Genomic DNA, 26,030 nt, shown 5'->3' on the forward strand with positions numbered 1-26,030 from the left:
TTTAGTTGTATAACTAAACTCTCTTTTTATCCTTATTAAAAAAAAACTAAATATTTAAAAATAATTAATTTCGCTTTATGAAAATAAAAAATTTAATAGCTGCAGCGTATGCACCTATGCATAGTGATGGCTCGTTAAATACTGCCAAGATAAAAGACTACACTCAGTTTTTAATCAATAATAAAATCGCGGGAGTATTTATGAATGGCTCTACTGGAGATTTCGCATCATTATCAACAGAAGAACGCAAACAAATTACATTAGCTTGGTCTCAAAATAAATCGAAAGATTTGTATTTAATAGATCATGTTGGACATACCAGTTTAAGGGAAGCAAAAGAATTAGCAACCTATGCAGCCGATAAAATGGATGCTATCGCTGTGTTAGCACCTTATTATTTTAGACTAAATAGTTTAGATAAATTAGTAGAATATTGTAGGGAAATTGCAGCTTGTGCACCTAATCTTCCTTTTTATTATTATCATATACCTGTATTAACTGGAGCTAATTTTAATATGGCTGAATTCCTGAAAAAAGCAGAAAATGAAATTCCGAATTTAGCAGGAATAAAATTCACCAATAATAATTTAATAGATTATCAACATAGTAAAAAAGTGGCTAACGGTAAGTTTAACATACTTTTTGGTTATGATGAAATATTTTTAAACAGTTTGCCAATGGGCGCTACAGGTTGGGTTGGTAGTACCTACAATCAATTGGCACCACTATACTACAAAATAAAAGAGTTGTTCGATAAAGGAGACATGGCAGCAGCTTCAGAATTACAAGTAAAAGCCATTCGGTTTGTAGAAATATTAGATAGCAAAGGAGGGTATAATGGTGTCGGAAAAGGTTTTATGAGAGTTTTAGGTATAGATTGTGGTCCAAGTAGATTTCCACACACCACACTAACAGATGCTGATTATAAAGTTATTAAAGAAGAATTAGACGCTACGGGTTTAGCAGATTTGTTTAGTAAATAAGACAGGTTTCTAATAAATAAATTAGCTATAAATCTAACTTTAAAAGCCAACTTTAAATAATTTTAAAGGTGGCTTTTTTTATTGAGAGGCTTTATTTTTAATAAGTAATTTAAAAATGACAAACCTCTAATTTTTTACTAAAGAGAATTTATGCAGCTTATATTTTGAATAATTTCTGCTTAATTATTGATGCACTTTGGTTCATGTTCATATGAGTTTTTACGCTTTAATCAAGCTTAAAACTCTCTCGAAATGTGGTTCTAGATGGTTTCGCATAGCCTCTCTAAAATCTTCTGCATTCCCGTCTTTTAAAATATTTAATAAATCTCTATGCGACACAAATTTCCCTTTTGAGTACTGAAAGTTTTTTGCACTTTCTGGCATATCGTCATGTACATAATTAAATACGGGTAACAATAAATCTTGAAACCTTTGTAGGGTTAAGTTGTTAGACATTTGGTATAACTTACTATGAAAAGTAATTTCGTGTTTTAAACTAAAAACGACGTTACCATTTTCTTCCTTTTCTATTTTAGACACAATTTTATCCAACGCGTTAATATCTTCTTCCGTTTTTCTGGCAAACAATAAATCTGCCATACCTACTTCTAAGATCAATCTAAGCTCAAAAATATCAACTAAAGCTTCTTCACCTAGTAAATTATATTCAATAGCTTTTTCAAAATTTTGAATAATATCTGGTTGCGTCAATATCATACCACTTCGCTTTTTAGATTGAATGACACCAATTGTCCTTAATCTTAAAAGTGCTTCTCTAATTACAGTTCTACTAACACCTAATGCTTCAGCAAATTCTAGTTCTTTTGGTAGTGAATCGCCAATCTTTAAATTATTTTCTTTAAAATATTCTTTCAATCTAAGCTCCACTTTATCAACTAAAGACAAGTTTTCAAGTGGCTTAATTTTACTAAGTTTCGTTTTCATCTAATTATTTTATTAAAAACATGACATACAAATACATAATTCCTTATTTTTGTATTATGTCACACATATAAAAGTACACTATTTTAATCAAAAAATAAAAACTAATATATAAAATTTTATTTGGATATGAATTTTTCTGAACACTACAAAGATACATTACTTAAGGATGTTATTCCCTTTTGGGAAAAATATTCAATAGATAACAAAAATGGCGGTTATTTTACGTGCTTAGATGCTCATGGAAATGTATATGATACAGATAAGTTTATTTGGCTTCAAGGAAGACAAATTTGGACTTTCTCTATGTTATATAACAAAGTAGAAAAAAACAAAAAATGGCTTGCAATAGCTAAAAATGGTGTAGATTTTTTACGCAAATACGGTATGAATAGTAAAGGAGATTTTTATTTTTCTCTAACAGCAGAAGGTAAACCTTTAGTAGAAGCATACAATATTTTTTCAGATTGCTTTGCTGCCATGGCGTTTAGCCAGTACGCCATTGCCTCTGGAGATGAAGAAATAAAAGAACTCGCAAAAAAAACGTATTTCAATATTTTAAGCAGAATTGACAACCCGAAAGGGGTTTATGAAAAAAACACAGATACTAGACAATTAATTGGTTTTTCATTACCAATGATATTATCTAATTTAGTGTTAGAATTAGAAGGGATTTTAGATCCAGAAGAGGTTCAAAAAACGATAGATTATAGCATCCATCAAGTGATGGAGGTATTTTTAGATAAAAAAACAGGGTTAATTTTTGAAAACGTTTTACCGAACGGAGAACACCATGATAGTTTTAACGGACGTTTGTTAAATCCTGGTCATGGTATTGAAGCCATGTGGTTTATGATTGATATTGGTGTGCGTAAAAATGACCAAGCACTCATCAATAGAGCTACAGAAACTATTTTAACTATTTTAGAATATAGTTGGGATAAAAAATATGGTGGAATTTTCTATTTTATGGATTCAAAAGGGCATCCACCACAACAGTTAGAATGGGATCAAAAACTATGGTGGGTTCATTTAGAAACGTTGGTTGCATTATCAAAAGCGTATGAACAAACGGAGCATCCTGAAATTTTAAAATGGTATACAAAAGTGCATGAATATGCGTGGTCTCATTTTTCAGATCCAGAAAATGGCGAATGGTTTGGGTATCTAAACCGCCAAGGAGAAGTATTATTAAATTTAAAAGGGGGTAAATGGAAAGGTTGTTTTCACGTACCAAGAGCCATGTACCAATGTTGGCAATCTTTTGAAAAAATAAAAGCAAAAAATAATAAATAATTAGAACTGATTAAAATAAAAGAAAATGATTAAAAATGCAATTTTACTACTAGTTACTGTACTTCTTAGTTCGTGTGGAACGAAGGTTAATACCACAAGTGAAGAAAATATAAACAAAGCTCCAGAATTTACAGCACTCTTTAATTCTGGAATGGAAGAGGGGGTTTCGTGTTACAGAATTCCTGCAATTGTTACGGCACCAAATGGCGATTTAATAGCAGCTATTGATCAACGTGTGCCAAATTGTGGCGATTTAAAATGGAGTAAAGACATAAATGTTATCATTAGAAGAAGTAGTGATAATGGTAAAACTTGGACGCCTATTGAAATGGTGATTGATTTTCCAGAAGGGAAATCTGCTTCAGATCCATCTATGATTGTTGATGAAGTTACGGGTGATATTTTTATGTTTTACAACTATATGAATTTAGATACCGAAAAAGATATTTACTACTTACACGTCATGAAAAGTGCTGATAACGGAAAAACGTGGAGTAAACCAGAAGATATTACTTCACAGATAGCAAAATCAGAATGGAAAAAAGATTTTAAATTTATTACTTCTGGTCGTGGTATTCAAACGCGTTCTGGAAAATTATTACACACCATGGTGAACTTAAATAGCGGTTTGCATTTATTTGGAAGTGATGATCATGGTAAAACATGGTACTTTATAGATACGCCTGTTTTACCTGCAGATGAGTCTAAAGTTATTCAATTAGCAGATGGTTCTTTAATGATTAATGCACGTGTAAACGGTAAAGGGATGCGTTATGTGCACACTTCAAATGACGAAGGGAAAACTTGGGAAACAAACCCAGTACCAGAATTAATAGATCCGGGGTGTAATGCAAGTATTGTACGTTACACGTCAAAAGACGATGGTTTTGATAAAAATAGAATTATTTTCTCGAACGCGAAATCGGTAAAAGGACGTGTAAATATGGCGGTTCGTATTAGTTATGATGAAGGAAAAACATGGAGTGAAGGAAAAACAGTGTATGAAGGTTCTTCTGCATATTCTTCTTTAACTATTTTAGAAAATGGTGAAATCGGATTGTTTTTTGAAAAGGATAATCACAAGAAAAATGAGTTTACGAGCTTTTCATTAGCGTGGTTAACAGACGGAAAAGACAGCTACAAAAAGGCTAAAAAGTAATCATTGTAAATAAAAATTAAACCAACATGAGCTATAAAATTATGTATAAAAATCTGTTCCTTCTACTTTTTTTTACAAGTATTAGCTTCGGACAATCGATTAAAGTAGCTTGTGTTGGTAATTCTGTTACCTATGGAGCAGGTATTAAAGACAGGGAAGTAAATTCCTATCCACAGCAATTACAAAATTTACTTGGCGACTCTTATAAAGTCGCCAATTTTGGTTTTTCTGGAGCTACATTACTTAAAAACGGACATAAACCGTATTGGGACAAACCCGTATTTAAAGAATCACAAGATTTTGAGCCCAATATTGTTATTATTCATTTGGGGTTAAATGATCAAGGCAATAACAATTGGCCAAAACATAAAGACGAATTTATTGCAGATTATTTAGAGATGATTACTCTTTACAAAAACCTGCCCTCTAAACCGAAAGTTATTATTGGTAAAATGACACCTACTTTTTCTGGGCATCATTGGTTTGAAGAAGGCATGCGAGAGAATTTTAAAGAGATTCAAGCTAAAATTGAAAGCATCTCAAAAAGCGCAAGTGTAGAAATGATAGATTTACACGAACCTTTATATCGGTACCCAGAATATTTTCCAGACAATTTACATCCGAAGAAAGCTGGTGCAAAAATAATAGCAGAAAAAGTATACAGTGCAATTACAGGTGATTTTGGAGGATTAATACTGCCTAAAATCTATGGAGAAAATATGGTTATCCAAAGAAATGAACCAATACATTTTAACGGATTTGCTAATTTTAATGATGTTGTTAAAGTTGAATTTAACAATAGAATAAAAACAATAAAAACAGCTCTTAGTGGTGAATGGAAACTAGCGTTTCCTTCGATGAAAGCTGGTGGTCCTTATCAATTAAAAATTTCGACAACTACAAAAACTATCGTAATAAATAAAGTATTTATTGGCGAGGTTTGGTTGGCTACTGGGCAGTCTAACATGGATTTTAAAGTTCGTGATATGAAAAATGCTGCAACTGTTTTAAAAGATTCCTTGAATCCAAATATTTTTGTGTTTTCGATGGATCCAAAAGTTTTAGGCGGAAATACATTTACAAAAGAAGATTTCGAAAATATCAATGCCAACGATTATTTTAAATATTCTGGTTGGCACAATGAGAAAGGTGAAGTATTAGAGAATTTCTCTGCAATAGCCTATGCTTTTGCGCACAATCTTCAAAAAGAATTAAACGTACCTATTGGTATTATTTGCAATGCAGTTGGTGGTTCTCCAACCCAAAGCTGGGTTAGTAGAGAACGCATGGAACAAACACACGAAACCGTGAGCATGTTAAACGATTCTTGGCAAAATCCGTTGATAGATTCTTGGGTTTCTAAACGAAAATCTGAAAATTTTGGAGGGAATAAAAACCTAAAAGCAAGGCATCCTTACGATCCTACTATTTTATTTGATGCAGGTATTTTACCACTTATAAATTACAACTTTAAAGGTGTTCTTTGGTATCAAGGCGAATCGAATGCAGAACGAGTTAACTTGCATGCGCGATTATTTAAAATGTTGGTGAACGATTGGCGCATTCATTTTAAAAAACCAGCACTTCCTTTTTATTATGTGCAATTAACGAGTATGGAAAGACCTGGTTGGGGATCATTTAGAGATTCGCAGCGTAAATTATTATCGATTCCAAATACAGGAATGGCAGTAATTACCGATGTTGGAAATCGTACAGATGTACATCCAACTCAAAAATGGGTTGTTGGTAAAAGATTATCAAACATCGCTTTAGCAAAAACCTATCAAAAAAATATTGCATATTCTGGTCCTTTATTCGATTTTGTAAATGTAATAGATACTAAATTAGAAGTACATTTTCAATTTTCAGAAGGTTTAAAAACCAAGGACAATCAACCTGTAAAAGACATCAAAATTGCTGGAGTTGATAAAGTTTTTAAGTCTGCCAAAAGCAGGATAAAAAATAATATTATAGAAGTTTGGCATCCTGAAATTAAAAACCCAAGATATGTTCGTTATGGGTATTCGCCATTTACAGAAAGTAATTTAACCAACAAAAGCGGTTTACCTGCATCAACATTTTCAAATATTTTAGATTAATTTAATACAACATCAAATGAAATCATTTTATCTTTTTTTAGCTGTTTGTTTTTTAACTTCAAGTGTAATTTTTGGACAAAAATTTGAAAATTTAGCATTAACACCTCCAATGGGTTGGAATAGTTGGAACACTTTTGAATGCGCTGGCGTTAACGAAACTGTAATTCGAGAAATGGCAGATGCCATGGTTGGAAAAGGTCTAAAAGATGTTGGTTACGAGTATGTTGTTATTGATGATTGTTGGCAAATAGGAAGAGATGAAAACGGCTATATTATTGTTGATAAAGAAAAATTTCCATCAGGAATTAAGGTTTTAGCGGATTATGTACATTCTAAAGGTTTAAAGTTCGGAATTTATTCGGACGCAGGAACAATGACCTGTGCAAAACGACCAGGAAGTAAAGGTTTTGAGTATAAAGATGCAGAAACCTATGCGAAATGGGGCGTAGATTATTTAAAATACGACTGGTGCTATACGGAAGGACAAGATGCAAAAACAGCATACAAGTTAATGCGCGATGCATTATATAAAGCAGGCAAACCAATTGTTTTTAGTATGTGTGAATGGGGAGAAAACAAACCTTGGGAATGGGCAGAAAATGTAGGGCATTTATGGAGAACTACTTTAGATATTGATATGAAAGGTAGGTTTGATGGAAATATTAATGGAAATTTAATTGGATGGTCAGATTTAGTAGACCTGCAAGTTGGTTTAGAAAAATATGCAGGTCCAGGACATTGGAATGATCCAGACATGTTGGCTGTAGGAAATAACGATATGCCAATTAATGAAGCAAGAGCACATTTTAGTATGTGGGCAATGTTGGCAGCGCCTTTAATGGCTGGAAACGATTTAAGAACAATGTCTTTTAGTGATCAAGAAATTTTAACAAACAAAGAATTAATAGCTATAAATCAAGACGTTTTAGGAAAACAAGGTTTTAAGGTTAAAGATTACGGAAACTTTGAAATTTGGCAAAAACCTTTAGAAAATGGAGATATTGCTATCTGTTTATTTAATAGAGAAACTTCAAATAATAAATATCAAGTAAATTGGAAACAGATGAATATTAAAGATTTTTCTGGAGAATATGCTGTTAAAAATTTATGGAAAAATAAAACAATTGGTACGACAAGCACTAATTTTTTAATTGAAGTGCCTGCTAGAGATGTTGTGGTTTTTAGACTGACAAAATAAAATAATAAGTATGAAATTAAATTTAGTTAAACTAAAGAACATCGTTTTTATTAGCTTTTTATTTTTCTGTTTTAGTGGATGTGCTCAAAACAATGCAATCGATTTTGAAGCTACCTATCCTATAATTCCTGTGCCAAATCAAATCAATTTTGGCGATGCAGAAATTCAGTTTGAAAGTGTACACATAATTGCAAATGATTTTAAAAATGAAGGAAATATTTTAGCTGGTTTTTTCAATGAAAAAGGCATAAATTCATTAGTAAACGGCTTACATATTCAACTTAAAAAAGAAAATAGTTCTGTTGATGAAAATAATGAAGAAGCCTATAAATTAAGCATTTCTGATAAAATAATAATTACGTCAAATTCTGATAAAGGTATTTATTACGGAATTCAAACTTTAAAACAAATCTTTAGAAAAAGTAAAACAAAAGGCGTTTTCCCTAAAGTTGATATTTTAGATTTTCCTGTGTTTAAAATTCGTGGTTTTATGCACGATACTGGTCGTAATTTTCAATCGGTAGCACAATTAAAAGAACAGATTGAAATTTTATCACAATACAAATACAATGTGTTTCATTGGCATTTAACAGACAACCCTGGTTGGAGATTAGAGAGTAAAATATATCCAGAATTACAATCGCAAGAAGCAACTTCAAGACAAAAAGGGAATTTTTATACGCAAGAAGATTTCAAAGATATTATAGCTTTTTGTAAAGAAAGAAAAATCACGTTGATTCCAGAATTCGATATTCCAGGACATACAGATGCGTTTAGAAAAGCGTTGCAAATTGATGAAATGCGCGATCCAAAAGTAAAACCTATTTTACTCAATTTATTTCAAGAATTAATGGATTTGGCAGACGCAAAAACAATGCCTTATATTCATATTGGAACCGATGAAGTTAGAAACGATTTTGAGCGAGTTTCTAACGATGTTATTTTTGAATTGATGCAGCTCATCGAAAAAAACAATAGAGAGGTTATTGTTTGGAAAGAAGGGATTGTGGTAAAAAAAGATACCACTTCTATCAATCAACTTTGGGCGTATCACGAAGGTCGAAAAGGGCACAGATTTATAGATTCGAGGAGTAATTATATCAATCATTTAGATCCTTTTGCAGGAATGGGAAGGTTGTTTTTTCAGCAACCAGCTAGACAACCAAAAGGAGATGCTTTAGCACTTGGAGGAATTTTAGCTGCGTGGCCAGACAATAACATTCATAACGAACGCGATATTTTAAAGCAAAATCCTATTTATCCATCCATGGTATTTTATGCGGATGCAATTTGGAATGGTAGAGCAAAAGATTATCCGGAATATTGGGCAAAATCACCCCCAAAAGAAACGCAAGAATTTAAAGATTTTAAGGCTTTTGAAGCAAAAGTAATTACACATAGAGATTTGTTTTTTAAAGGAAAAGAGTTTCAATATATAAAGCAAACCGATAAAGAGTGGAAATTAATTGGCCCTTTTGATCATAATGGAAATGTAGAAAAATCATTTCTTGTTGAAGAGATAATTAAAGAAAGCTATAAAGTGGATGGAGAAGAATTTTCTTGGACAGATAATCACGTTGGGGCAACCATTCATTTAAAACATTTCTTCGGATTTCCTGCTGTAACGGAAGCAAAACAAGGAACCTATTATGCGTATACAACTATTTATTCTCCGGAAGATAGGGTGCAAGATTTTTGGATTGGCTTTCAAGGTTGGTCAAGATCGGGAGGAAGACGCGTTGGTCCTTTTCCTGGTTTAGGAGACTGGCACACTACAAAACCAAAAATTTGGGTTAATAATACTGAAATAGCTCCGCCAGCTTGGAAACAACCAAATTTAGGAACAAAGACAGATGAAATTCCGTTTATTGATGAAGATTACTTTTTTAGAAGTCCGACAAAAATCACTTTAAAAAAAGGTTGGAATAATGTGTTGTTAAAAATTCCACAAGATAGAAATTCTTGGAAATGGATGTTTACTTGTATTCCTGTAAAGGTTACCAAAGACGGATTTAGAGAAGTATCAGACTTAAAATATAGTACTAATTTCGAAAATAAGTAGTATGAAAAAAATCCTAGTTATTTTATTACTAACTTTTGTAAATATAGGTTTTGCTCAAAATTATTCTGAACATTATTATAATAGAAAAGCAAAATTTGAAAAAGAAGCAGACACTAAAAATGAAATTATTTTCTTAGGAAATAGCATTACAGAAGGTGGAAAGTGGAAAGAATTATTTCCTGGTAAAAATGTTGTTAATCGCGGAATTAGTGGTGATGTTACTGATGGAATTTTATTTAGATTGGATGAAGTTACCGCATCAAAACCAAAAAAAGTATTTTTATTAATTGGTACCAATGATATGGCGCGTGGTAAAAGTATCGATTATGTTCTAAAAAATACAGCAAAAATTATTTTACAAATCAAAAGTCAATCCGAAGAAACAAAAATATATGTACAGAGTATTTTGCCTATCAATCCAAATGTTGGCACAAGGTTTTCTGGACATAAAAGCAATCATCAGAAAATTATAGAAGCAAATAAACGTTTAGGAAAATTAACGAAAAAATTGAATGTAAAGTTTATCAATTTGCATAAAAAAATGAGAAATAGTAAAAAACACATCAAACTAAAATATACGTATGATGGTTTGCATTTAAGTGCTGAGGGTTATGAAAAATGGAAAAAAATAATCCGAAAAGATGTTCGTTAAAATAAATATAAGACTATGTAAGTTAGGCTAAAAGACATAATTAAATTTAATATGTAATACATAATACATTTAAAATTATTTTATTAACTTGCCTTACAATTTTTATATTAAAAATTTATTTCATTTCATTGCAGTGGTTTAGAAAAAGTAACGAAGTAGCAAAGCTCTAAAACGATTTGAAAAAAACGAATTATTTACAAAGTAATCTCAATAAAATGAAGAAAATTCAGAAGGCAGTTCTCTTATTGGCCGTAATTTTAATTAGTGTTCAATTTTACGGACAAGAAATTTCCAAATTAAAACTTACAAATCTACCTAGTTTGCCTGCTCAACAAAATACAACTGAATCTCTTGGTTTTGCTGGTATGTTAGGAGGAGCTCACAACGGAGTTTTTTTGGTTGCTGGTGGTGCTAATTTCCCTGAAGGTTTGCCTTGGGAAGGTGGTAAGAAAGTTTGGAGCAAAGATATTTACGTTTTTGAAAACAACAAATGGCGATTATCTTCAAAACAATTACTGGAACCACTTGGCTATTCGGCTTCTATAAATACAGACCAAGGTATTTTATGCATTGGCGGTAACAATGCAACTTCGACTAGTAACAGTGTTTTTATGCTGAGTTATAATAGCGCAAGCAAAGAAGTTGAAATAACAGCATATCCAAAATTACCAGAATCTTTAGCTTTTTCTTCTGCAGTGGTTGTAGATGACTTTGTATATTTAGTTGGTGGTAAAAATGCAAAACGTAGCACAAATTCGTTTTATAAATTAGATTTAAAAAAGAAACAAAGTTGGGCGAAGTTAACTGATTTCCCCGGGCTTCCTAGAGCACTTCATACTACGGCGGTTCAAGAAACAAAAGAAGCAAAAAAACTATTTGTTATCGGGGGAAGAAATGAAATAGCAGGACAAAAATCTAAAGCTTTAACTACGTATTTGTCTTATGACTTTAAGAATGAAGTGTGGCATGAAGAAGGAGAGTTATTGATTGATGACAAACCACTCGTTTTAATGGGAGCTTCTGCAGAAGTTATGGGTTCTATGCATATTATGGTGTATGGGGGAAGTGACGCATTACTTTTTGATGAATTAGAAAATATTGGTTTAAAAATGAGTAGTGAGCAAGATGCTGCTGTAAAAAACGAATTAACTGCCAGAAGAGATGCTATCTTAAACAAGCACCCAGGGTTTTCAAAAGATATTTTAGCATATAATACCATCACTAAAAAATGGTTTGTGTATGATACTCTTCCGACTAAAATTCCTGTAACGGCGCTTTCATTTAAAAATAACGATGCTTTTGTCATTGTTTCGGGTGAAGTTTCTCCAGGTATTCGAACGCCAAGTGTGCAAACGTTTAAAATTGCAGATGCTGCACATCCTTTCGGGATTCTTAATTATAGTATTCTTGCACTTTACCTATTAATATCTGTATTTATTGGTCTTTATTTTGCTCGTAAACAAAAATCTACGGATGATTACTTTTCAGGAGGCGGACGTATTCCTTGGTGGGCTGCAGGTTTAAGTGTTTTTGGTACCTTGTTAAGTGCCATCACTTTTATGGCAATTCCTGCGAAGGCTTTTGTTACAGATTGGTCTTTCTTTTTTCTTAATATTACGGCCATATTAATTACACCATTAATCGCTTTTATATTCATTCCTTTCTTTAACAGACTAAAAATAAAAACAGCTTATGAATATTTAGAGGACCGTTTTAATTACGCAGCACGTGCTTTTGGAAGTTTATCTTTTATCTTATTTCAGTTAGGAAGAATCGGTATTGTATTGTTATTACCTTCATTAGCAATTTCAATTGTAACAGGAATTCCCGTTGAAACCAGTATATTGATTATGGGAATACTTTGTATCTTCTATACCACTTTTGGAGGAATTGAAGCAGTAGTTTGGACGGATGTTATGCAAGTAATTGTGCTGTTAGGAGGAAGTGTTTTGGCAGTTGTATGGATTATGATGCATACAGAAACCTCATTTGGAGATATGATAACGTATGCGTCAGATCGAGAAAAATTTAATATTGCTAACCTAGAATTAAACTTTACAGAATCTACTTTCTGGGTAGTATTTATTGGAGGGCTTGCCTCTGCTATGGTTACACAAGGAACAGACCAAACTATTGTGCAGCGTTATTTAACTAGTTCTAGTGTTAAAGATTCTCAAAAAACCTTGTATACAAATGCAGTATTAACATTACCAGCAACCATTATCTTTTTTGGTTTAGGAACCCTTTTGTTCATATTTTATTCAGAAATGCCTTCTAAACTTTCACCAGCAATTTCTAATAACGATTCTATTTTTCCTTGGTACATTGTTAGAGAACTGCCCATGGGGATTTCTGGTTTATTGGTAGCCGGAATTTTTTCTGCGGCAATGTCTAGTATTAGTAGTAGTTTAAATTCGGTTTCAACCGCTTATTGTAACGATTTTCACTTACATTTTAAACCTAAAATAAACGATGTTAAACTATTAAAAATAGCAAGAGTAGCAACAATGGTGACAGGTGTTTTAGGAGTACTTTTAGCACTTTGGATGGCGAGTTCAGAAATCAAATCACTTTGGGATCAATTTTACCGTTTTTTAGGACTTTTCACAGGAGGACTAGGAGGAATGTTTCTTTTAGGAATGCTTACCAAGAAAGCCAATGCTACTGGTACCTTAATTGGGTTAGTGGTAAGTGCACTTGTAATATGGTATATAAGTGTGTTTACAGAAATTAACTTTTTAATGTATTCTTTCTTTGGTGTTGCTTCTTGTTTTAGCTTCGGATATATTTTTAGTTTGATCTTTCCAGATAAAAAGAAAGCAATTAAAGTTTCGTGAAATAATAAATATTTTATTATTTAGCATATATTAATACTTAACAAGACTTTAAAACCCTGTTAAGTATTTTTTTTATATTATTTTTGAAGGATGAAAAAACCATTCCAATTTAAAGAGTTTACCATTCATCAAGATAAAACAGCCATGAAAGTTGGTACAGACGGCGTTCTATTAGGAGCTTGGTGTGCTGTTGATCATTATCCGGATGCTATTTTAGATATCGGATCTGGCACAGGGGTTATTTCTTTAATGATTGCACAACGCTCAGATGCAATGACCATAGATGCAGTTGAGGTAGATGAGAGTGCCTACGAGCAAACTGTAGAGAATTTCGAAAAATCTGATTGGGGAGATCGCCTGTATTGTTACAATGCTACATTTATTGAATTTGCCGATGAAATAGCAGAGGAGGAAGAAAGCTATGACCTAATTGTTTCCAATCCGCCTTTTTATACAGAGGATTTTGAAACAGAAGATGCTGCGAGGAATAAAGCAAGATTTACTTCTTCACTTTCTTTTTCCGCATTAATTGAGGGAGTTGTTAAAATTTTATCAGAAAACGGAATTTTCGCAACCATCATTCCTTTTAAAGAAGAAGAAGAATTTATCAATCTTGCTAAAGAACATCATTTAATTATAAATAGAGTTTGTCGAGTTCAAGGAAATGAAACTTCAGAAATTAAAAGAAGTTTACTCGAGTTTTCTTTTCAAGCATCAGAAATAAAAGAAACACACTTAATTATAGAAACGGGTCGTCATCAATACACAGAAGATTATATTAATTTGACAAAAGATTTTTATTTGAAGATGTAATGTTTTTTTTAATCATTGCGAGGAACGGAGTAATCTGCTTATAATTAGAGATTGCTTCGTTCCTTTCAATGACAGAAGTTTACCCAATTACATTATTAGGATTATAGCCTAAATAAGGCACTTCCTTCTCAGAAAATTTAATTCCGTAATTTTCTAGTTCTTTTAAAATAGGTTCATAGACTTCTTTTGTAATAGGAAGCTGAACTCCTGGAGTTTTAATTTCACCTTTTAGAATTTTTAAAGCTGCAATTCCAACAGGTAAACCTACTGTTTTTGCCATGGCGGTGTAGGTTTGGTTTTCTCCAATAACAACCAAACTACTTTCAATTTGACGTTTTTCTCCGTTCATTTCATAACCGAAAAGATGCTGCATTACAATCATATCTTTATCATTTTCTTCTAAAGTCCAAGAATCTTGTAATATTTTTTGAAGCATTTTAGCCGGAGTTGCATTTTTTAATCCAATTTTTTTCTTCGGATTAAAAAGATCTAACTCTACTAATTTGGCCCACATTACATCATCTTGATCTATTTTTAGGTAAGAACGCAATTTTAATTCAACAGAATCTGAAGGAGAATAAGCAAGAAAAAGATTTATAAAATCTCTGTAACTCATGTTTTCAGAATCTTCAATCGCATACGAATCATCGGTCATACCTAGTTGCACAAAAATATTCCAGGCTCTAGAAAACCCTACTTTTCTAATGGTTCCTCTGTACATTGTAGGAATTTCATCCAAGCCATAAACACTTCTATACTTTAGTGAATCTCTATTTGCGTAGGCCTCAAAATTGCCACTTCCATTTATTTTTAGAAATTCTGTTCTTCTAAATAATTTATGATACGGAATGTATTTATAGGTGCCTTCTTGTACAAACATTGCAGCACCACCTTGTCCTGCTAAAACTACATTTCTAGGATTCCAAGTAAACTTATAATTCCATAAATTGTTATCACTCTCTGGGGCAACAATTCCGCCACAAAAAGATTCAAATAACAACATTTTACCTCCTGCATCTTTAATTTTATCAATTATATGCATTGCACTCATGTGGTCAATTCCTGGGTCTAGCCCAATTTCGTTCATAAAAACCAAGCCTTTTTCTTTCGCTTGAGCATCTAAAGCTTTCATTTCTTCTGAAATATAAGAAGCCGTTACCATGTGTTTGTTAAACGAAATACAATCTTTAGCAACTGCTATATGAAACCTTGCGGGCAGCATAGAAATAACAATATCTGCTTTTTTCACGTATTTTTCACGCTGATTTTTATCAAAAACATCTAAAACAATTGCTTCAGCATTTTTATGATTATCAATCAATTTATTCGCGTTTTCTGTGGAAATATCTCCGATAGTTAAAAAAAGATGCTCTTTATGAGATTTGTCAAGTAAATATTTTATCAAAGAAGAACTTGACTTTCCTGCACCAACAATTAGAATATTTTTCATAGAATAATATGTATTTTTGTATGAATTACGAAGATACATTAATTGTTTAAAATTCAACAAAAACCATCAAAAATGTTTAAAAATTTAATAATTACTAGTTTTTTAGGAATGTTGGCCATCATTTTAGGAGCTTTTGGCGCACATGCATTAAAAGACTCTTTGTCAATTGCAGAATTATTAAGTTATGAAACCGGAGTGCGTTACCAAATGTATCATGTAATTGTATTGCTTTTTGTGAATATGTATAACGGCTTTTCTTCAGCTCAAAAAAATACGATAAGTTGGTTGTTTTTCTCCGGTATATTTTGCTTTTCGGGATCTATTTATGCAATTCAATTAACAGAAATAACAGCTAAATCTATTTGGTTTATAACACCTCTTGGCGGATTATTGTTGGTAATAGGTTGGCTATTTATGACGCTTTCTTTCTTGAAGAAAGCACTGATAAAATAAGAAATTTATAAAAAAGTTTAAATTAACTGCTCTGTGAAATTTTTTTGTTTAATTTTGCATGATAACAAAACACAACAAAAATATTGATATGGTAGATACAAGTACGAAATCGATTTCGTTAAATAATCTAGGAATCAAAAATGCAACAATTCGTTACCAATTATCGTCTAACGACTTACATGCAGAAATTTTAGAAAAAGAACAAGGAGTTGCATCTTCTTTAGGTGCAATTGCCGTAAACACAGGTGAATTTACAGGTAGATCGCCCAAAGACAGGTTTATTGTAAAAGACAATATTACAAAAGATGAAGTTTGGTGGAGTGACATCAACCTTCCTTTTGATACAGCAAAATTTGATAAGCTTTACAACAAGGTAGCAGCGTATCTTTCTGAAAAAGAAATTTTTGTGAGAGATTGTTATGCTTGTGCAGATGAAGATTACAAGTTAAACATACGAGTAGTAAATGAATATCCTTGGAGCAATATGTTTGCTCATAACATGTTTTTACGCCCGACAGAAAAGGAACTAAAGAGTTTTGAGCCAGAATGGACCGTAATAAATGCTCCTGGTTTTATGGCAGACCCCGAAGTAGATGGAACGCGCCAACACAATTTTGCAATATTAAACTTTACAAGAAAAATAGCTTTAATTGGTGGAACTGGTTATACGGGGGAAATTAAAAAAGGAATTTTTTCTGCCTTAAATTTTATATTACCTGTTTATAAAAACACCTTGCCAATGCATTGTTCTGCAAATGTTGGTAAAGATGGGGATACTGCAATTTTCTTCGGATTATCTGGAACCGGAAAAACAACACTTTCTACAGACCCTGAAAGAAGTTTAATTGGAGATGATGAACATGGTTGGACTGCAGAAAACACCGTTTTTAATTTTGAAGGTGGTTGTTATGCAAAAGTAATTAATCTATCGCAAGAACAAGAACCAGAAATTTTTGCTGCTATTAAGAAAGGAGCAATCTTAGAAAATGTTGTGATGGATGACAAAGGAGTTATCGATTTTGCAGATACTTCAATTACCCAAAACACAAGAGTTAGTTATCCTATTTATCACATAGACAATATTAAAAAACCCTCAATAGGTAAAAATCCAAAAAATATTTTCTTTTTAACAGCAGATGCTTTCGGAGTTTTACCTCCAATTTCTAAATTAACTCCCAACCAAGCAGCGTATCATTTTATTTCTGGTTATACGGCAAAAGTTGCAGGAACAGAGGCAGGAATTATAGAACCAACACCAAGTTTTTCTGCTTGTTTTGGCGCACCTTTTATGCCTTTGCATCCCACGAAGTATGCAGAAATGCTAAGTAAAAAGATGAAAGATGCCGGCGTAAATGTTTGGTTGATAAATACAGGTTGGTCTGGTGGCCAATACGGAGTAGGAAGAAGAATGCCTTTAAAATATACCAGAGCAATGATCTCTGCTGTTTTAAATGGTGATTTAGGAAGCTATAAATATGAAGATTATCATATTCATTCTGTTTTCGGAGTAGCGCAACCTAGAAGTTGTCCTGGAGTTCCAACAGAATTACTAAGTCCGAGATCTACTTGGAATGATGATGAAGCTTATTATAAAACAGCTTTTAAATTATCGAACGCATTCAGAAATAATTTCACGCAATTTGAAGAAGCTGCAAGCGAAGACATACGAAGAGGAGGCCCTCAACGATATGCTTTTTAGTTATATTTTTTTTAGAATTAAACACCTCATCTAGAGGTGTTTTTTGTTTTTATAAGTATATTTAATGATTGTATAACAAAATGAGTATTTTTGCTGTCAATAATGAATAAGTAAATTGGTTTATTGTAAACTTGTTTGAGTCAATATTTACTTTTATTGAGTTAATTAGAGCTTTACTTTAAATTTATCTTTGTTATGTGCAATGTTGGTATAGATATTGTAGTAGATTTAACAAAGAAATTAGTTTAACTTTAAAAAATTAGCAAGATGAGTAACAGTAGTAACACAATAGTAGGTTTATTAGCAGGAACAGTAATAGGTGCAACTTTAGGTATTTTATTTGCTCCAGATAAAGGCGAAAAAACAAGACAGAGAATTTCTGATGAAGCTTTGGCAGCTAAAGATAAAATGGCAGAGAGAGCTTCTGAAATCAAAACACAAGTTTCTTCTACAGTATCAGAGAAAAAAGAAAGTTTAGACACACAATTAGAAAACGTATTTTCTAACGTAACTAGTAAAGCTGAAGATGTAATTTCAACTCTAGAGAAAAAATTAAAAGAATTAAAAGATAAAAGTAAGAAATTACAAAAACCTGCATAATACATGAGTTTATTTAATAATTTAAGTAATTCTGCCGATACTGGAACAGATGCAACCAAGCAATTTGTTACAAAGACGTATGAGCATACAAAGTTGAAAGTTTTTCAACTATCTGCTTTAACATCTGCTGTAATAGTGAAACTTTTTATTATTGGAGGTTTGGCTTTTCTAGGTTTAATATTTATAGCCTTTTCTTCTGCAATCGCTCTAGGTGAATACCTTCAAAACGTTGCATTAGGTTATTTATGTGTAGGGTTAATTATATTAGTAATATCTCTATTGTTATTTTTCATGAGAAAAACTTTTGATAAAATAATAATTTCTAAGCTATCTAAAATATTTTTTGATTAACCCAAATTAAAACAACAGTAATGAGAACATACCAAAGTTTTGAGGAAATAGATAGAGATTTAAAGTTATTATCTTTAGAGAAAGAAATAGCTCTTGAAGAACTAAAAGTTGTTAAAAATGATTTTGAGGAAAGTCTAAGGCCAATCAGTATTTTAAGCAATGGTTTAAAATTTGTAAGTAAGTACGGTGCTTTAATGTTTATCAAGAAAATTTTTAAATAAACGAAGAATAAAATAAAGTGCTGCTTTTTATTAATAGTGCGTATAGTTGGTAAAAGATAAGCCTCAATGTTTCTACATTGAGGCTTATCTTTTTATTTTGGTTTTAAAACAATTTGTAACTTCTTCTTAAATTGATTTGGAGTAATGTCATACTTTTCTCTAAAAATTTTAGAAAAATAACTTCTACTACTAAAACCAATTGTATAAACTATTTGAGAGATATTTAAATCTGTAGTTCTTATTAAATCTCTTGCAGATTCTAAACGAACGTGTCTTATATATTCTGTTACAGTTCTATTATATAAGAATTTAAAACCATCTTGTAGTTTAGATTGAGTTAAGCCAGACTGTAAAGAGAGTTCATCTAAAGAATAATCTTTTTCTGGGTTTTTTAAGATGATAGTACTAAACTTTCTTATTATTTTTAGTTCACTTCTTACAAGAGAGGTAGGTAAAGGCACTCCTTCTAAGAGCCTATTATGTTGCTGTATATGCAAGGATAAAATTTCGTAAACCCGAGCTTCAATTTTAAGAATGCGCAACATTCCTGTTCCTTTTATTTTTTTCAAGCCTTTTATAAGGTCAGCCATTTTTAGGTTTAAACTACCAAAATTAGAAAACCTGTTTTCATGATCTGTATCTACAAAAACTTCATGTAACTTTTTATTAAGAGTAGATATTTTTGTTGTTCTTTTTCTTAAAAAATCTTTTCTAACTATTTGAATAATGTTTATTTCTAAAGCTTCTTCTTTAGGGAAATGAATATAATTATATCCCCCTATTTTATTTGTAAAGATTAATGATTGAAATTGTTCTATGACTTTTTCTTTATTATCAAAACCAAACCGATGTTTAAAAGAACCTCGTGAAGAATATAAAAACCGAATAGGATTAAATTTACTATGTGCTTTTACTTTTAAAATAACTTCTTTGTGAAAAGTGATATCGAAATCTAACAAATTAACACCCCAATCAAAAGGAGTAAATTTAACTTGGCCTGAAGCATTTTCATTGTCAATAATTAAAGTACACTCACTCCAATGTTCTTCTATATAACCTCCTAAAACTTCTTCAAGTTGCTCAAGTGTATCTTTCGGACTATCCGCAATTATTTCAATTGTAATCATAAATTCAGCTTAAAAACTTATTAATATTTTGTTTAAAAATAGTTTATAAAGATAATTGAAAAAGTATATACATATACCATATCGATTAAAATTTTTATGTATCAAGACAATTTAACAACGATTTGAGTATTACTTTTGATGAAAGAAAAAAAAAGAAACAAGATGAATATTTACGAAGAAATTAGAAAAGACCATGACACGCAAAGAGAACTTTTAGGTAGGTTAGTAGCAACTTCAGGGGATTCAAAAAAGAGAGATGCAATATTTAAAGCTTTAAAGAATGAACTAGAAATACATGCAAATGCAGAAGAACGTCATTTTTATAAGCCATTAATTTCTAATGATATGATGCAGGAAAAGGCTAGACATGGTATTGCAGAACACCATGAAATAGATGCGTTAATAGTACAATTAGAAGAAACAGCTTATGATTCTTCTGCTTGGTTAAAATTAGCAAAAGACTTAAAAGAAAAGGTAGAACATCATTTAGAAGATGAAGAGCATCAATTTTTTCAATTATCTGGAAAAGTGTTTTCAGAAAGCGAAAAAAAATCTTTGGCAAAAGCATATAGAGATTATATGAGTGAAAATATAGAAAAATAAAATGGATTTTAATCAAAAGTTATTTTTGATTTACATTTAAAGGAATCAAAAAAAAGTATGCGATTTATTTTGATTGAGTTAAGATATAAGGTGTTTGAATTAATGAGTTTTTAAGTATTTAGTTAATTTTGTAGAGTATAGAGATAAGTAGATGTAAAACGTTTGGCATCTTAAAATTAAGCGAGCGTTCATTAAAAAATTAGATTTAAAATGAATACTTACACAAAAGAAGTTGGTGAAAAATTAAATGCACTATTAGAGAAAACGTATGATGCAGAAAAAGGGTTTACAAAAGCCGCTGAAATTGTTAAAAATGAATCTTTAAAAAAATATTTTACTCAAAAAGCTACTGAAAGAAATACATTTGGTCAAGATTTAAAGAAAGAAATTAGTTCTTTTAATCAAGGTATAGATAAAGGTGGAAGCTTAGTAGGAACAGTTCATAGAGCTTGGATGGATGTAAAATCTTTATTCTCTTTAGATGATGTAGAGTCAATGTTAGAAGAGGCAATTAGAGGTGAAAAAGCATCGATAGAAGAATATGACGATGTTTTAAAAGAGATAGATTTACCATCGAGTACAAAAGATGTTTTAGCTGTCCAAAAAAATATAATAGAAAACGGACTTTATAATATAAAGTCCTTAGAAGAGAGACTGTAAAGTTATATCTTAGATAGAGTTTTAAAAAAGATGCTTGTGGCATCTTTTTTTTATGCAATATTATTTGAGTTAATATTCAGTTTATTAGAGTTAATTTAAGTTATACTATACTTGTAGATTTGTATTACAAGAAATAGAAAACAACTATTTAATTACTAACTATAAAAACTTTAAAATATGTTACGTTGGACAATCACATTTGTAGTAATCGCATTAATAGCAGGAGTATTAGGATTTGGTGGAATTGCAGGAGCTTCTGCAGGAATCGCTAAAATATTATTCTTTGTGTTTTTAGTATTATTTGTATTATCATTAATAAAAGGTGGTCTTAAAAAATAAATTACTAAAATAGCTATGAAAAAGGAGACTGTTTAAATTAAATTTTAACAGTCTTTTTTTTATGCAATAAAGTCCTGTTTTTTAGCATGTATAATTGCTTCTTTAGTATCGTTTACAATGATAAATTGAGTATCAGAATAATTTTCAATAAGCATTTCTATCCTTTTCATTTTTTTAGTATGCAATACACTACGTAGGTAAATAGCTTTAATTCTATTAGGATAATTTTTAGTAATTTCTATGTAGATATCTGCATCATTCTCACCAGCATCACCAATTAAAATAAATGGTAAATGAGGGTATGTTTTTAGAATATTAATAATTTCTTTTTGCTTTTGGGGTTTTTCTTGAAGTGATTTTTTTTGAAAAATATTTCCAAAGCTTCGCAATAAGATAGCTCCTTTAGGAAAGTTGTTCTTTTTTAAAAAATAGTCTAAATAGCGATATAAATTCCATGGACTGTGGCTTACGTAAAAAAAAGGATTTGCGTTTTTACCTGATTTTCCTAAATGTAACAAACTGTAAAAATCAGCGGTACCAACTAATGCCTTTCGCTTAAGAGGAGATCTAAAAAAAGTATTTATTAAAAGTTTCCATTTTAGTTTAGAAATAACGCCCGTATGTAAAATAGTGTCATCTATATCGCTTGCTACACCAAATTCTGCTTTTTCAGAAGGAATTAACAATGCACCAGAAAATTTATTATTTTTATTTATATCTCTATTAATTTTGCTATTTGTGTAAGAAACTTCAAAGAGTAACCAGCCTTCGCTATTTGTTAATTCAGATAGATTTTCTAAGTTTTTTTCTACAACAAAATATCCTTTATTATCTGTGCTAGTTTCAATTTTATAGCTGTTTGGTAACGTTATTGTTAAGGCGGTGTTTTTAACTTCATCGCTTTCAAAGCGTTTCCAAGAATTGATCAATAAACTAAAAATATTTTTTCTTTCTAAATTGATGTTCTCATCCTGTAAAGCTCTTCCTCTAATATAAAAATGATTATTTATACCATAGCTTTGAAAAACAATAATCTGTAGCGGATCTTTGCTAAATAATGCCATTTATTAAATTGATATAAAATGAATAATTAGTGTTTGAATATCAAAAATACTTATTAAAATAATTAAGGCAAGCCTCAAATCAGTTTTAATTAAATTTATTATTTGAGTTAATATTCGTTTTTTTTGAGTTAACCTCAATTACATATATCTGTTAATTTTGTCGAGTACAAAAAATGTACTTAAATGAATTTAACCAAGAAATAGAAGATTATGAAGAAATTAATGATGACAGTTTTAGCAGCAACCGTATTCTATAGTTGTGATATTGATCAAACAAAAAAAACCAAATTACCAGAGGTAGAAATTGATGTAGATACAGCTTCAGGTCAATTACCATCTTTTGATGTAGATTGGGCAGATGTAAATGTAGGTACAACTACAAAAATGGTTAAGATACCTAAAGTTGTAATTGTTATGGAAGAAACTGAGGTAGAAGTACCTTATGTAGATGTAGATATGCCAAATGAGAATGGAGATATGGAAAAAGAAGAGCAGACTTTAATGGTAGAGGTAGAGGTTACCGATAAAGAGCACGCTATTGCTATTAAAGAAATTAGAGCGATGAATAACAACTTAGTTGTGGTTTCTATGTTAGAAGAAATGAGTCAAAGTATTGGTGATAAAAAAATGAGAGTTTCAGATCAGATAACATTAAATGCACCAGATTTAAACGTAAAATATTATATTATTGGTGAAAAACCAAATAGAGTGTTTAACGGAAAATATAAGTATTTTAAAACTATGGATGCATTAAATGAGAAAGTAGGAAGTGATTACCAAGTGATTTATAAAAAATAATTTTATAATTACTAGAGACTTAAAGGGATGTGAAAATATCCTTTTTTTTTATGCCTTTATTTTTATCTTAAAAGATTTATATGATGCATCTAAAGGAAAAAAAGCTGCATAAATTGCAGCTTTTTTGTAATTACATACAAAAGGAATCATTTTGTTATTAGTTTTTAACAATTACTTCAGTTTCCTTTGTTTTTTTAGTTTTCTCAACATTAACAGAAACAATGGTTCCTGCTTCATTTACTTTCTCTTCTATTTTGGCAACAGTGCCTTCGATTGTTTCAACTTCTGTAATAACTTTGCTACCTTCTATTCTTGTTGTAGTAAGTGTAGCTATTGCAGTATCACCGGAAGATTGTTGAATGTTTACTTTTACCTCTTTTCTAATTTCATTACCTGTTGCTTTCTCTTCTGCATGTCCTCCTAAGATAGGGGCAATAACCAAACCTATTAAACAAGTAAGCTTAATTAAAATATTCATGGAAGGTCCAGAAGTATCTTTAAAAGGATCTCCAACTGTATCTCCGGTTATGGCAGCTTTGTGCGCTTCAGAACCTTTGTATGTCATAACACCATTAATTTCAACACCGGCTTCAAAAGACTTTTTAGCATTATCCCAGGCTCCACCAGCGTTATTTTGAAAAATAGCCCAAAGTACACCAGAAACAGTAACACCAGCCATGTAACCGCCTAACATCTCTGCAACCAACATGTTATTCTCTTGATATGCTAGTTTACCTACTAATACCACAAGTATTGGAAAACCTATGGTTAAAATACCTGGCAACATCATTTCCTTTAAAGATGCTTTGGTAGAAATAGCAACACACTTATCATATTCTGGTTTTCCAGTTCCTTCCATAATTCCAGGAATTTCTCTAAACTGTCTCACCACTTCGTTCACCATTTCCATAGCAGCTTTACCAACAGCATTCATCGCTAAAGCAGAAAAAACAACAGGCACCATTCCACCAACAAATAACATTGCTAATACCGGTGCTTTAAAAATATTAATTCCGTCTATTCCTGTAAAGGTGACATAGGCAGCAAATAGCGCTAATGAAGTTAATGCCGCAGATGCGATGGCAAAACCTTTACCTGTTGCAGCAGTTGTGTTTCCAACAGCATCTAAGATATCTGTTCTTTCTCTAACAATAGGATCTTGTTCACTCATTTCTGCAATACCACCAGCATTATCTGCAATGGGACCAAAAGCATCAATAGCTAATTGCATTGCTGTTGTTGCCATCATAGCAGATGCAGCCAAAGCAACACCATAAAACCCAGCTAAAGCATAAGAAGTCCATATTGCAGCCGCAAATAACAATACAGAAGAAAATGTAGAAATCATACCAGTAGCTAAACCAGCAATAATGTTTGTTCCTGCACCAGTGCTAGATTGTTGTACAATTTTTAAAATAGGCTTCGAACCTAAACCTGTATAATATTCAGTAAACGCAGAGATCCCTGCACCAACAACTAAACCAACTAAACAAGCGTAAAAGACTCTCGTAGAAGAAATATCTTGAAGACCTTCACCAAAGAAGTCCATTTGCATTGTTTGTGGCAACATCCAAGTTACCAAACCATAACATGCGGCAGCTACCATTAAGATTGAAGCCCAGTTACCTATGTTTAATGCTTTTTGAACGTCTACTTCTTTTGCGTCATTAGATGAAATTTTCACTAAGAAGGTTCCAATAAGAGAAATAATAATTCCAACTCCAGCGATAGACATTGGTAATAAGATGGGACCAATTCCGCCAAAAGCATCTTGAATTGCGCCCCCCATATCTTTAATTACGTAGTTTCCTAAAACCATTGCAGCTAATACAGTTGCTACGTAAGAACCAAATAAATCTGCTCCCATACCTGCAACATCACCAACATTATCACCAACATTATCTGCAATTGTTGCAGGGTTTCTTGGGTCATCTTCTGGGATGTCTGCTTGTACTTTACCTGCTAAATCAGCACCAACATCTGCTGCTTTGGTATAAATACCTCCACCAACTCTTGCAAACAAAGCAATAGATTCTGCTCCTAAAGAGAAACCAGCTAATGCTTCTAGGACAATAGTCATATCTTGCGTAGTTGTCCATTCACCGCCCATAAAGAGGTAATAGAACCCAATAAAGAACATGGTTAAGCCCAATACAGCTAAACCGGCAACGCCAAGTCCCATTACAGTACCACCACCAAAAGAAACTTTTAATGCATTTGGCAAACTAGTTTTAGCCGCTTGTGTGGTTCTAACATTTGTTTTGGTTGCAATTTTCATTCCCATGTTTCCTGCAAAAGCAGAAAATATAGCTCCGATAATAAAAGCAACTACAATGAGGTATGTACTATCCATATAAAAAGCAATTCCAGCTAGAACAACACTTGCTCCAACTACAAAAAATGCAAGTAATCTATATTCAGCATTTAAAAAAGCCAAAGCTCCTTCATAAATGTGATCAGAAATTTCTTTCATTTTTCCATCCCCTGCATCTTGTTTCATTACCCAAGATTTTTTTACAAGCATGTATACTAAGCCTAATAATGCCATTACAATTGGCATCCAAATCATCATTGATTCCATATATTATTTATTTTGATTAGTTAAAAACAGTCGTAAATGTAAG

23 protein-coding genes are annotated in these 26,030 nt (G+C 31.6%); 18 read left to right on the top strand and 5 right to left on the bottom strand.

Translation table 11 applies throughout. From position 1 onward, the window contains the following. Positions 1–77: 77 nt before the first annotated feature. Complete coding sequence (locus ES045_RS07060) at positions 78–983, top strand: dihydrodipicolinate synthase family protein (RefSeq protein ID WP_147114580.1); 906 nt, start codon at positions 78–80, stop codon at positions 981–983. 219 nt (positions 984–1,202) lie between these two features. Here ES045_RS07060 and ES045_RS07065 read toward each other — a convergent pair whose 3' ends face one another. Beyond that, complete coding sequence (locus ES045_RS07065) at positions 1,203–1,928, bottom strand: FadR/GntR family transcriptional regulator (protein ID WP_147114583.1); 726 nt, start codon at positions 1,926–1,928, stop codon at positions 1,203–1,205. 126 nt (positions 1,929–2,054) lie between these two features. Between ES045_RS07065 and ES045_RS07070 the strand changes: the two genes are divergently transcribed. From ES045_RS07070 to ES045_RS07105, 8 genes are all read left to right on the top strand, one after another. Further along, positions 2,055–3,221, top strand: a complete 1,167-nt coding sequence (locus ES045_RS07070; RefSeq protein WP_189663044.1) for an AGE family epimerase/isomerase — start codon at positions 2,055–2,057, stop codon at positions 3,219–3,221. Positions 3,222–3,246: 25 nt separating this feature from the next. After that, positions 3,247–4,380: a sialidase family protein gene (locus ES045_RS07075; protein WP_189663045.1), complete on the top strand. Its 1,134-nt coding sequence runs from the start codon at positions 3,247–3,249 to the stop codon at positions 4,378–4,380. A gap of 26 nt (positions 4,381–4,406) precedes the next feature. After that, complete coding sequence (locus ES045_RS07080; protein WP_147114589.1) at positions 4,407–6,479, top strand: GDSL-type esterase/lipase family protein; 2,073 nt, start codon at positions 4,407–4,409, stop codon at positions 6,477–6,479. A 16-nt stretch (positions 6,480–6,495) separates the two neighbouring features. Beyond that, complete coding sequence (locus ES045_RS07085; protein ID WP_147114592.1) at positions 6,496–7,677, top strand: glycoside hydrolase family 27 protein; 1,182 nt, start codon at positions 6,496–6,498, stop codon at positions 7,675–7,677. A 10-nt stretch (positions 7,678–7,687) separates the two neighbouring features. Then, positions 7,688–9,739 (top strand): family 20 glycosylhydrolase, encoded by a 2,052-nt coding sequence (locus ES045_RS07090; RefSeq protein WP_147114597.1) that lies wholly within the window; start codon positions 7,688–7,690, stop codon positions 9,737–9,739. A 1-nt stretch (position 9,740) separates the two neighbouring features. After that, positions 9,741–10,391, top strand: a complete 651-nt coding sequence (locus ES045_RS07095) for a GDSL-type esterase/lipase family protein (RefSeq protein WP_147114602.1) — start codon at positions 9,741–9,743, stop codon at positions 10,389–10,391. Positions 10,392–10,606: 215 nt separating this feature from the next. After that, positions 10,607–13,228, top strand: coding sequence for a sodium:solute symporter family transporter (locus ES045_RS07100; protein ID WP_147114607.1), 2,622 nt, complete (start codon positions 10,607–10,609; stop codon positions 13,226–13,228). Between the two features lie 90 nt (positions 13,229–13,318). Beyond that, positions 13,319–14,041, top strand: coding sequence for a tRNA1(Val) (adenine(37)-N6)-methyltransferase (locus tag ES045_RS07105; protein ID WP_147114611.1), 723 nt, complete (start codon positions 13,319–13,321; stop codon positions 14,039–14,041). A gap of 79 nt (positions 14,042–14,120) precedes the next feature. On the opposite strand, the gene ES045_RS07110 is transcribed toward ES045_RS07105, so the two are convergent. Continuing rightward, complete coding sequence (locus ES045_RS07110; RefSeq protein ID WP_147114614.1) at positions 14,121–15,491, bottom strand: saccharopine dehydrogenase family protein; 1,371 nt, start codon at positions 15,489–15,491, stop codon at positions 14,121–14,123. Between the two features lie 72 nt (positions 15,492–15,563). Between ES045_RS07110 and ES045_RS07115 the strand changes: the two genes are divergently transcribed. From ES045_RS07115 to ES045_RS07135, 5 genes are all read left to right on the top strand, one after another. Beyond that, the gene (locus ES045_RS07115; RefSeq protein ID WP_147114618.1) at positions 15,564–15,944 is read left to right on the top strand and encodes a DUF423 domain-containing protein; all 381 of its coding nucleotides are present in this window, start codon (positions 15,564–15,566) and stop codon (positions 15,942–15,944) included. Positions 15,945–16,032: 88 nt separating this feature from the next. Further along, complete coding sequence (pckA, locus tag ES045_RS07120) at positions 16,033–17,643, top strand: phosphoenolpyruvate carboxykinase (ATP) (RefSeq protein ID WP_147114623.1); 1,611 nt, start codon at positions 16,033–16,035, stop codon at positions 17,641–17,643. A gap of 267 nt (positions 17,644–17,910) precedes the next feature. Further along, complete coding sequence (locus tag ES045_RS07125) at positions 17,911–18,243, top strand: YtxH domain-containing protein (RefSeq protein WP_147114627.1); 333 nt, start codon at positions 17,911–17,913, stop codon at positions 18,241–18,243. A gap of 3 nt (positions 18,244–18,246) precedes the next feature. Further along, entirely contained in the window at positions 18,247–18,594 is a 348-nt protein-coding gene (locus ES045_RS07130; protein WP_147114629.1) for a hypothetical protein, read from the top strand. Between the two features lie 20 nt (positions 18,595–18,614). After that, positions 18,615–18,815, top strand: a complete 201-nt coding sequence (locus ES045_RS07135) for a DUF6327 family protein (protein ID WP_147114632.1) — start codon at positions 18,615–18,617, stop codon at positions 18,813–18,815. A gap of 92 nt (positions 18,816–18,907) precedes the next feature. Here ES045_RS07135 and ES045_RS07140 read toward each other — a convergent pair whose 3' ends face one another. After that, on the bottom strand, positions 18,908–19,942 hold the full coding sequence (locus ES045_RS07140) for a helix-turn-helix transcriptional regulator (RefSeq protein WP_147114635.1): 1,035 nt from the start codon (positions 19,940–19,942) through the stop codon (positions 18,908–18,910). A gap of 162 nt (positions 19,943–20,104) precedes the next feature. On the opposite strand from ES045_RS07140, the gene ES045_RS07145 reads away from it, so the two are divergent. The 3 genes from ES045_RS07145 (at position 20,105) to ES045_RS07155 (ending at position 21,544) form a co-directional block, all read left to right on the top strand. Beyond that, positions 20,105–20,545 carry a hemerythrin domain-containing protein gene (locus tag ES045_RS07145; protein ID WP_147114638.1) on the top strand — a complete coding sequence of 147 codons (441 nt, stop codon included), beginning with the start codon at positions 20,105–20,107 and terminating at the stop codon, positions 20,543–20,545. Between the two features lie 210 nt (positions 20,546–20,755). Next, entirely contained in the window at positions 20,756–21,205 is a 450-nt protein-coding gene (locus ES045_RS07150) for a ferritin-like domain-containing protein (RefSeq protein WP_147114641.1), read from the top strand. A gap of 177 nt (positions 21,206–21,382) precedes the next feature. Further along, the gene (locus ES045_RS07155; RefSeq protein WP_147114643.1) at positions 21,383–21,544 is read left to right on the top strand and encodes a DUF1328 domain-containing protein; all 162 of its coding nucleotides are present in this window, start codon (positions 21,383–21,385) and stop codon (positions 21,542–21,544) included. Positions 21,545–21,603: 59 nt separating this feature from the next. Here ES045_RS07155 and ES045_RS07160 read toward each other — a convergent pair whose 3' ends face one another. Further along, positions 21,604–22,608 (bottom strand): App1 family protein, encoded by a 1,005-nt coding sequence (locus ES045_RS07160; protein ID WP_147114646.1) that lies wholly within the window; start codon positions 22,606–22,608, stop codon positions 21,604–21,606. 210 nt (positions 22,609–22,818) lie between these two features. Here ES045_RS07160 and ES045_RS07165 point away from each other — a divergent pair, with 210 nt between their 5' ends. Continuing rightward, on the top strand, positions 22,819–23,406 hold the full coding sequence (locus ES045_RS07165) for a hypothetical protein (protein ID WP_147114649.1): 588 nt from the start codon (positions 22,819–22,821) through the stop codon (positions 23,404–23,406). 157 nt (positions 23,407–23,563) lie between these two features. Here the strand turns inward: ES045_RS07165 and ES045_RS07170 are convergent, their stop codons facing one another. Beyond that, positions 23,564–25,987: a sodium-translocating pyrophosphatase gene (locus ES045_RS07170; RefSeq protein ID WP_147114652.1), complete on the bottom strand. Its 2,424-nt coding sequence runs from the start codon at positions 25,985–25,987 to the stop codon at positions 23,564–23,566. Positions 25,988–26,030 lie beyond the last annotated feature (43 nt).

This window comes from Polaribacter sp. IC073, assembly GCF_007997075.1.
In the GTDB taxonomy this organism is placed as follows: domain Bacteria; phylum Bacteroidota; class Bacteroidia; order Flavobacteriales; family Flavobacteriaceae; genus Polaribacter.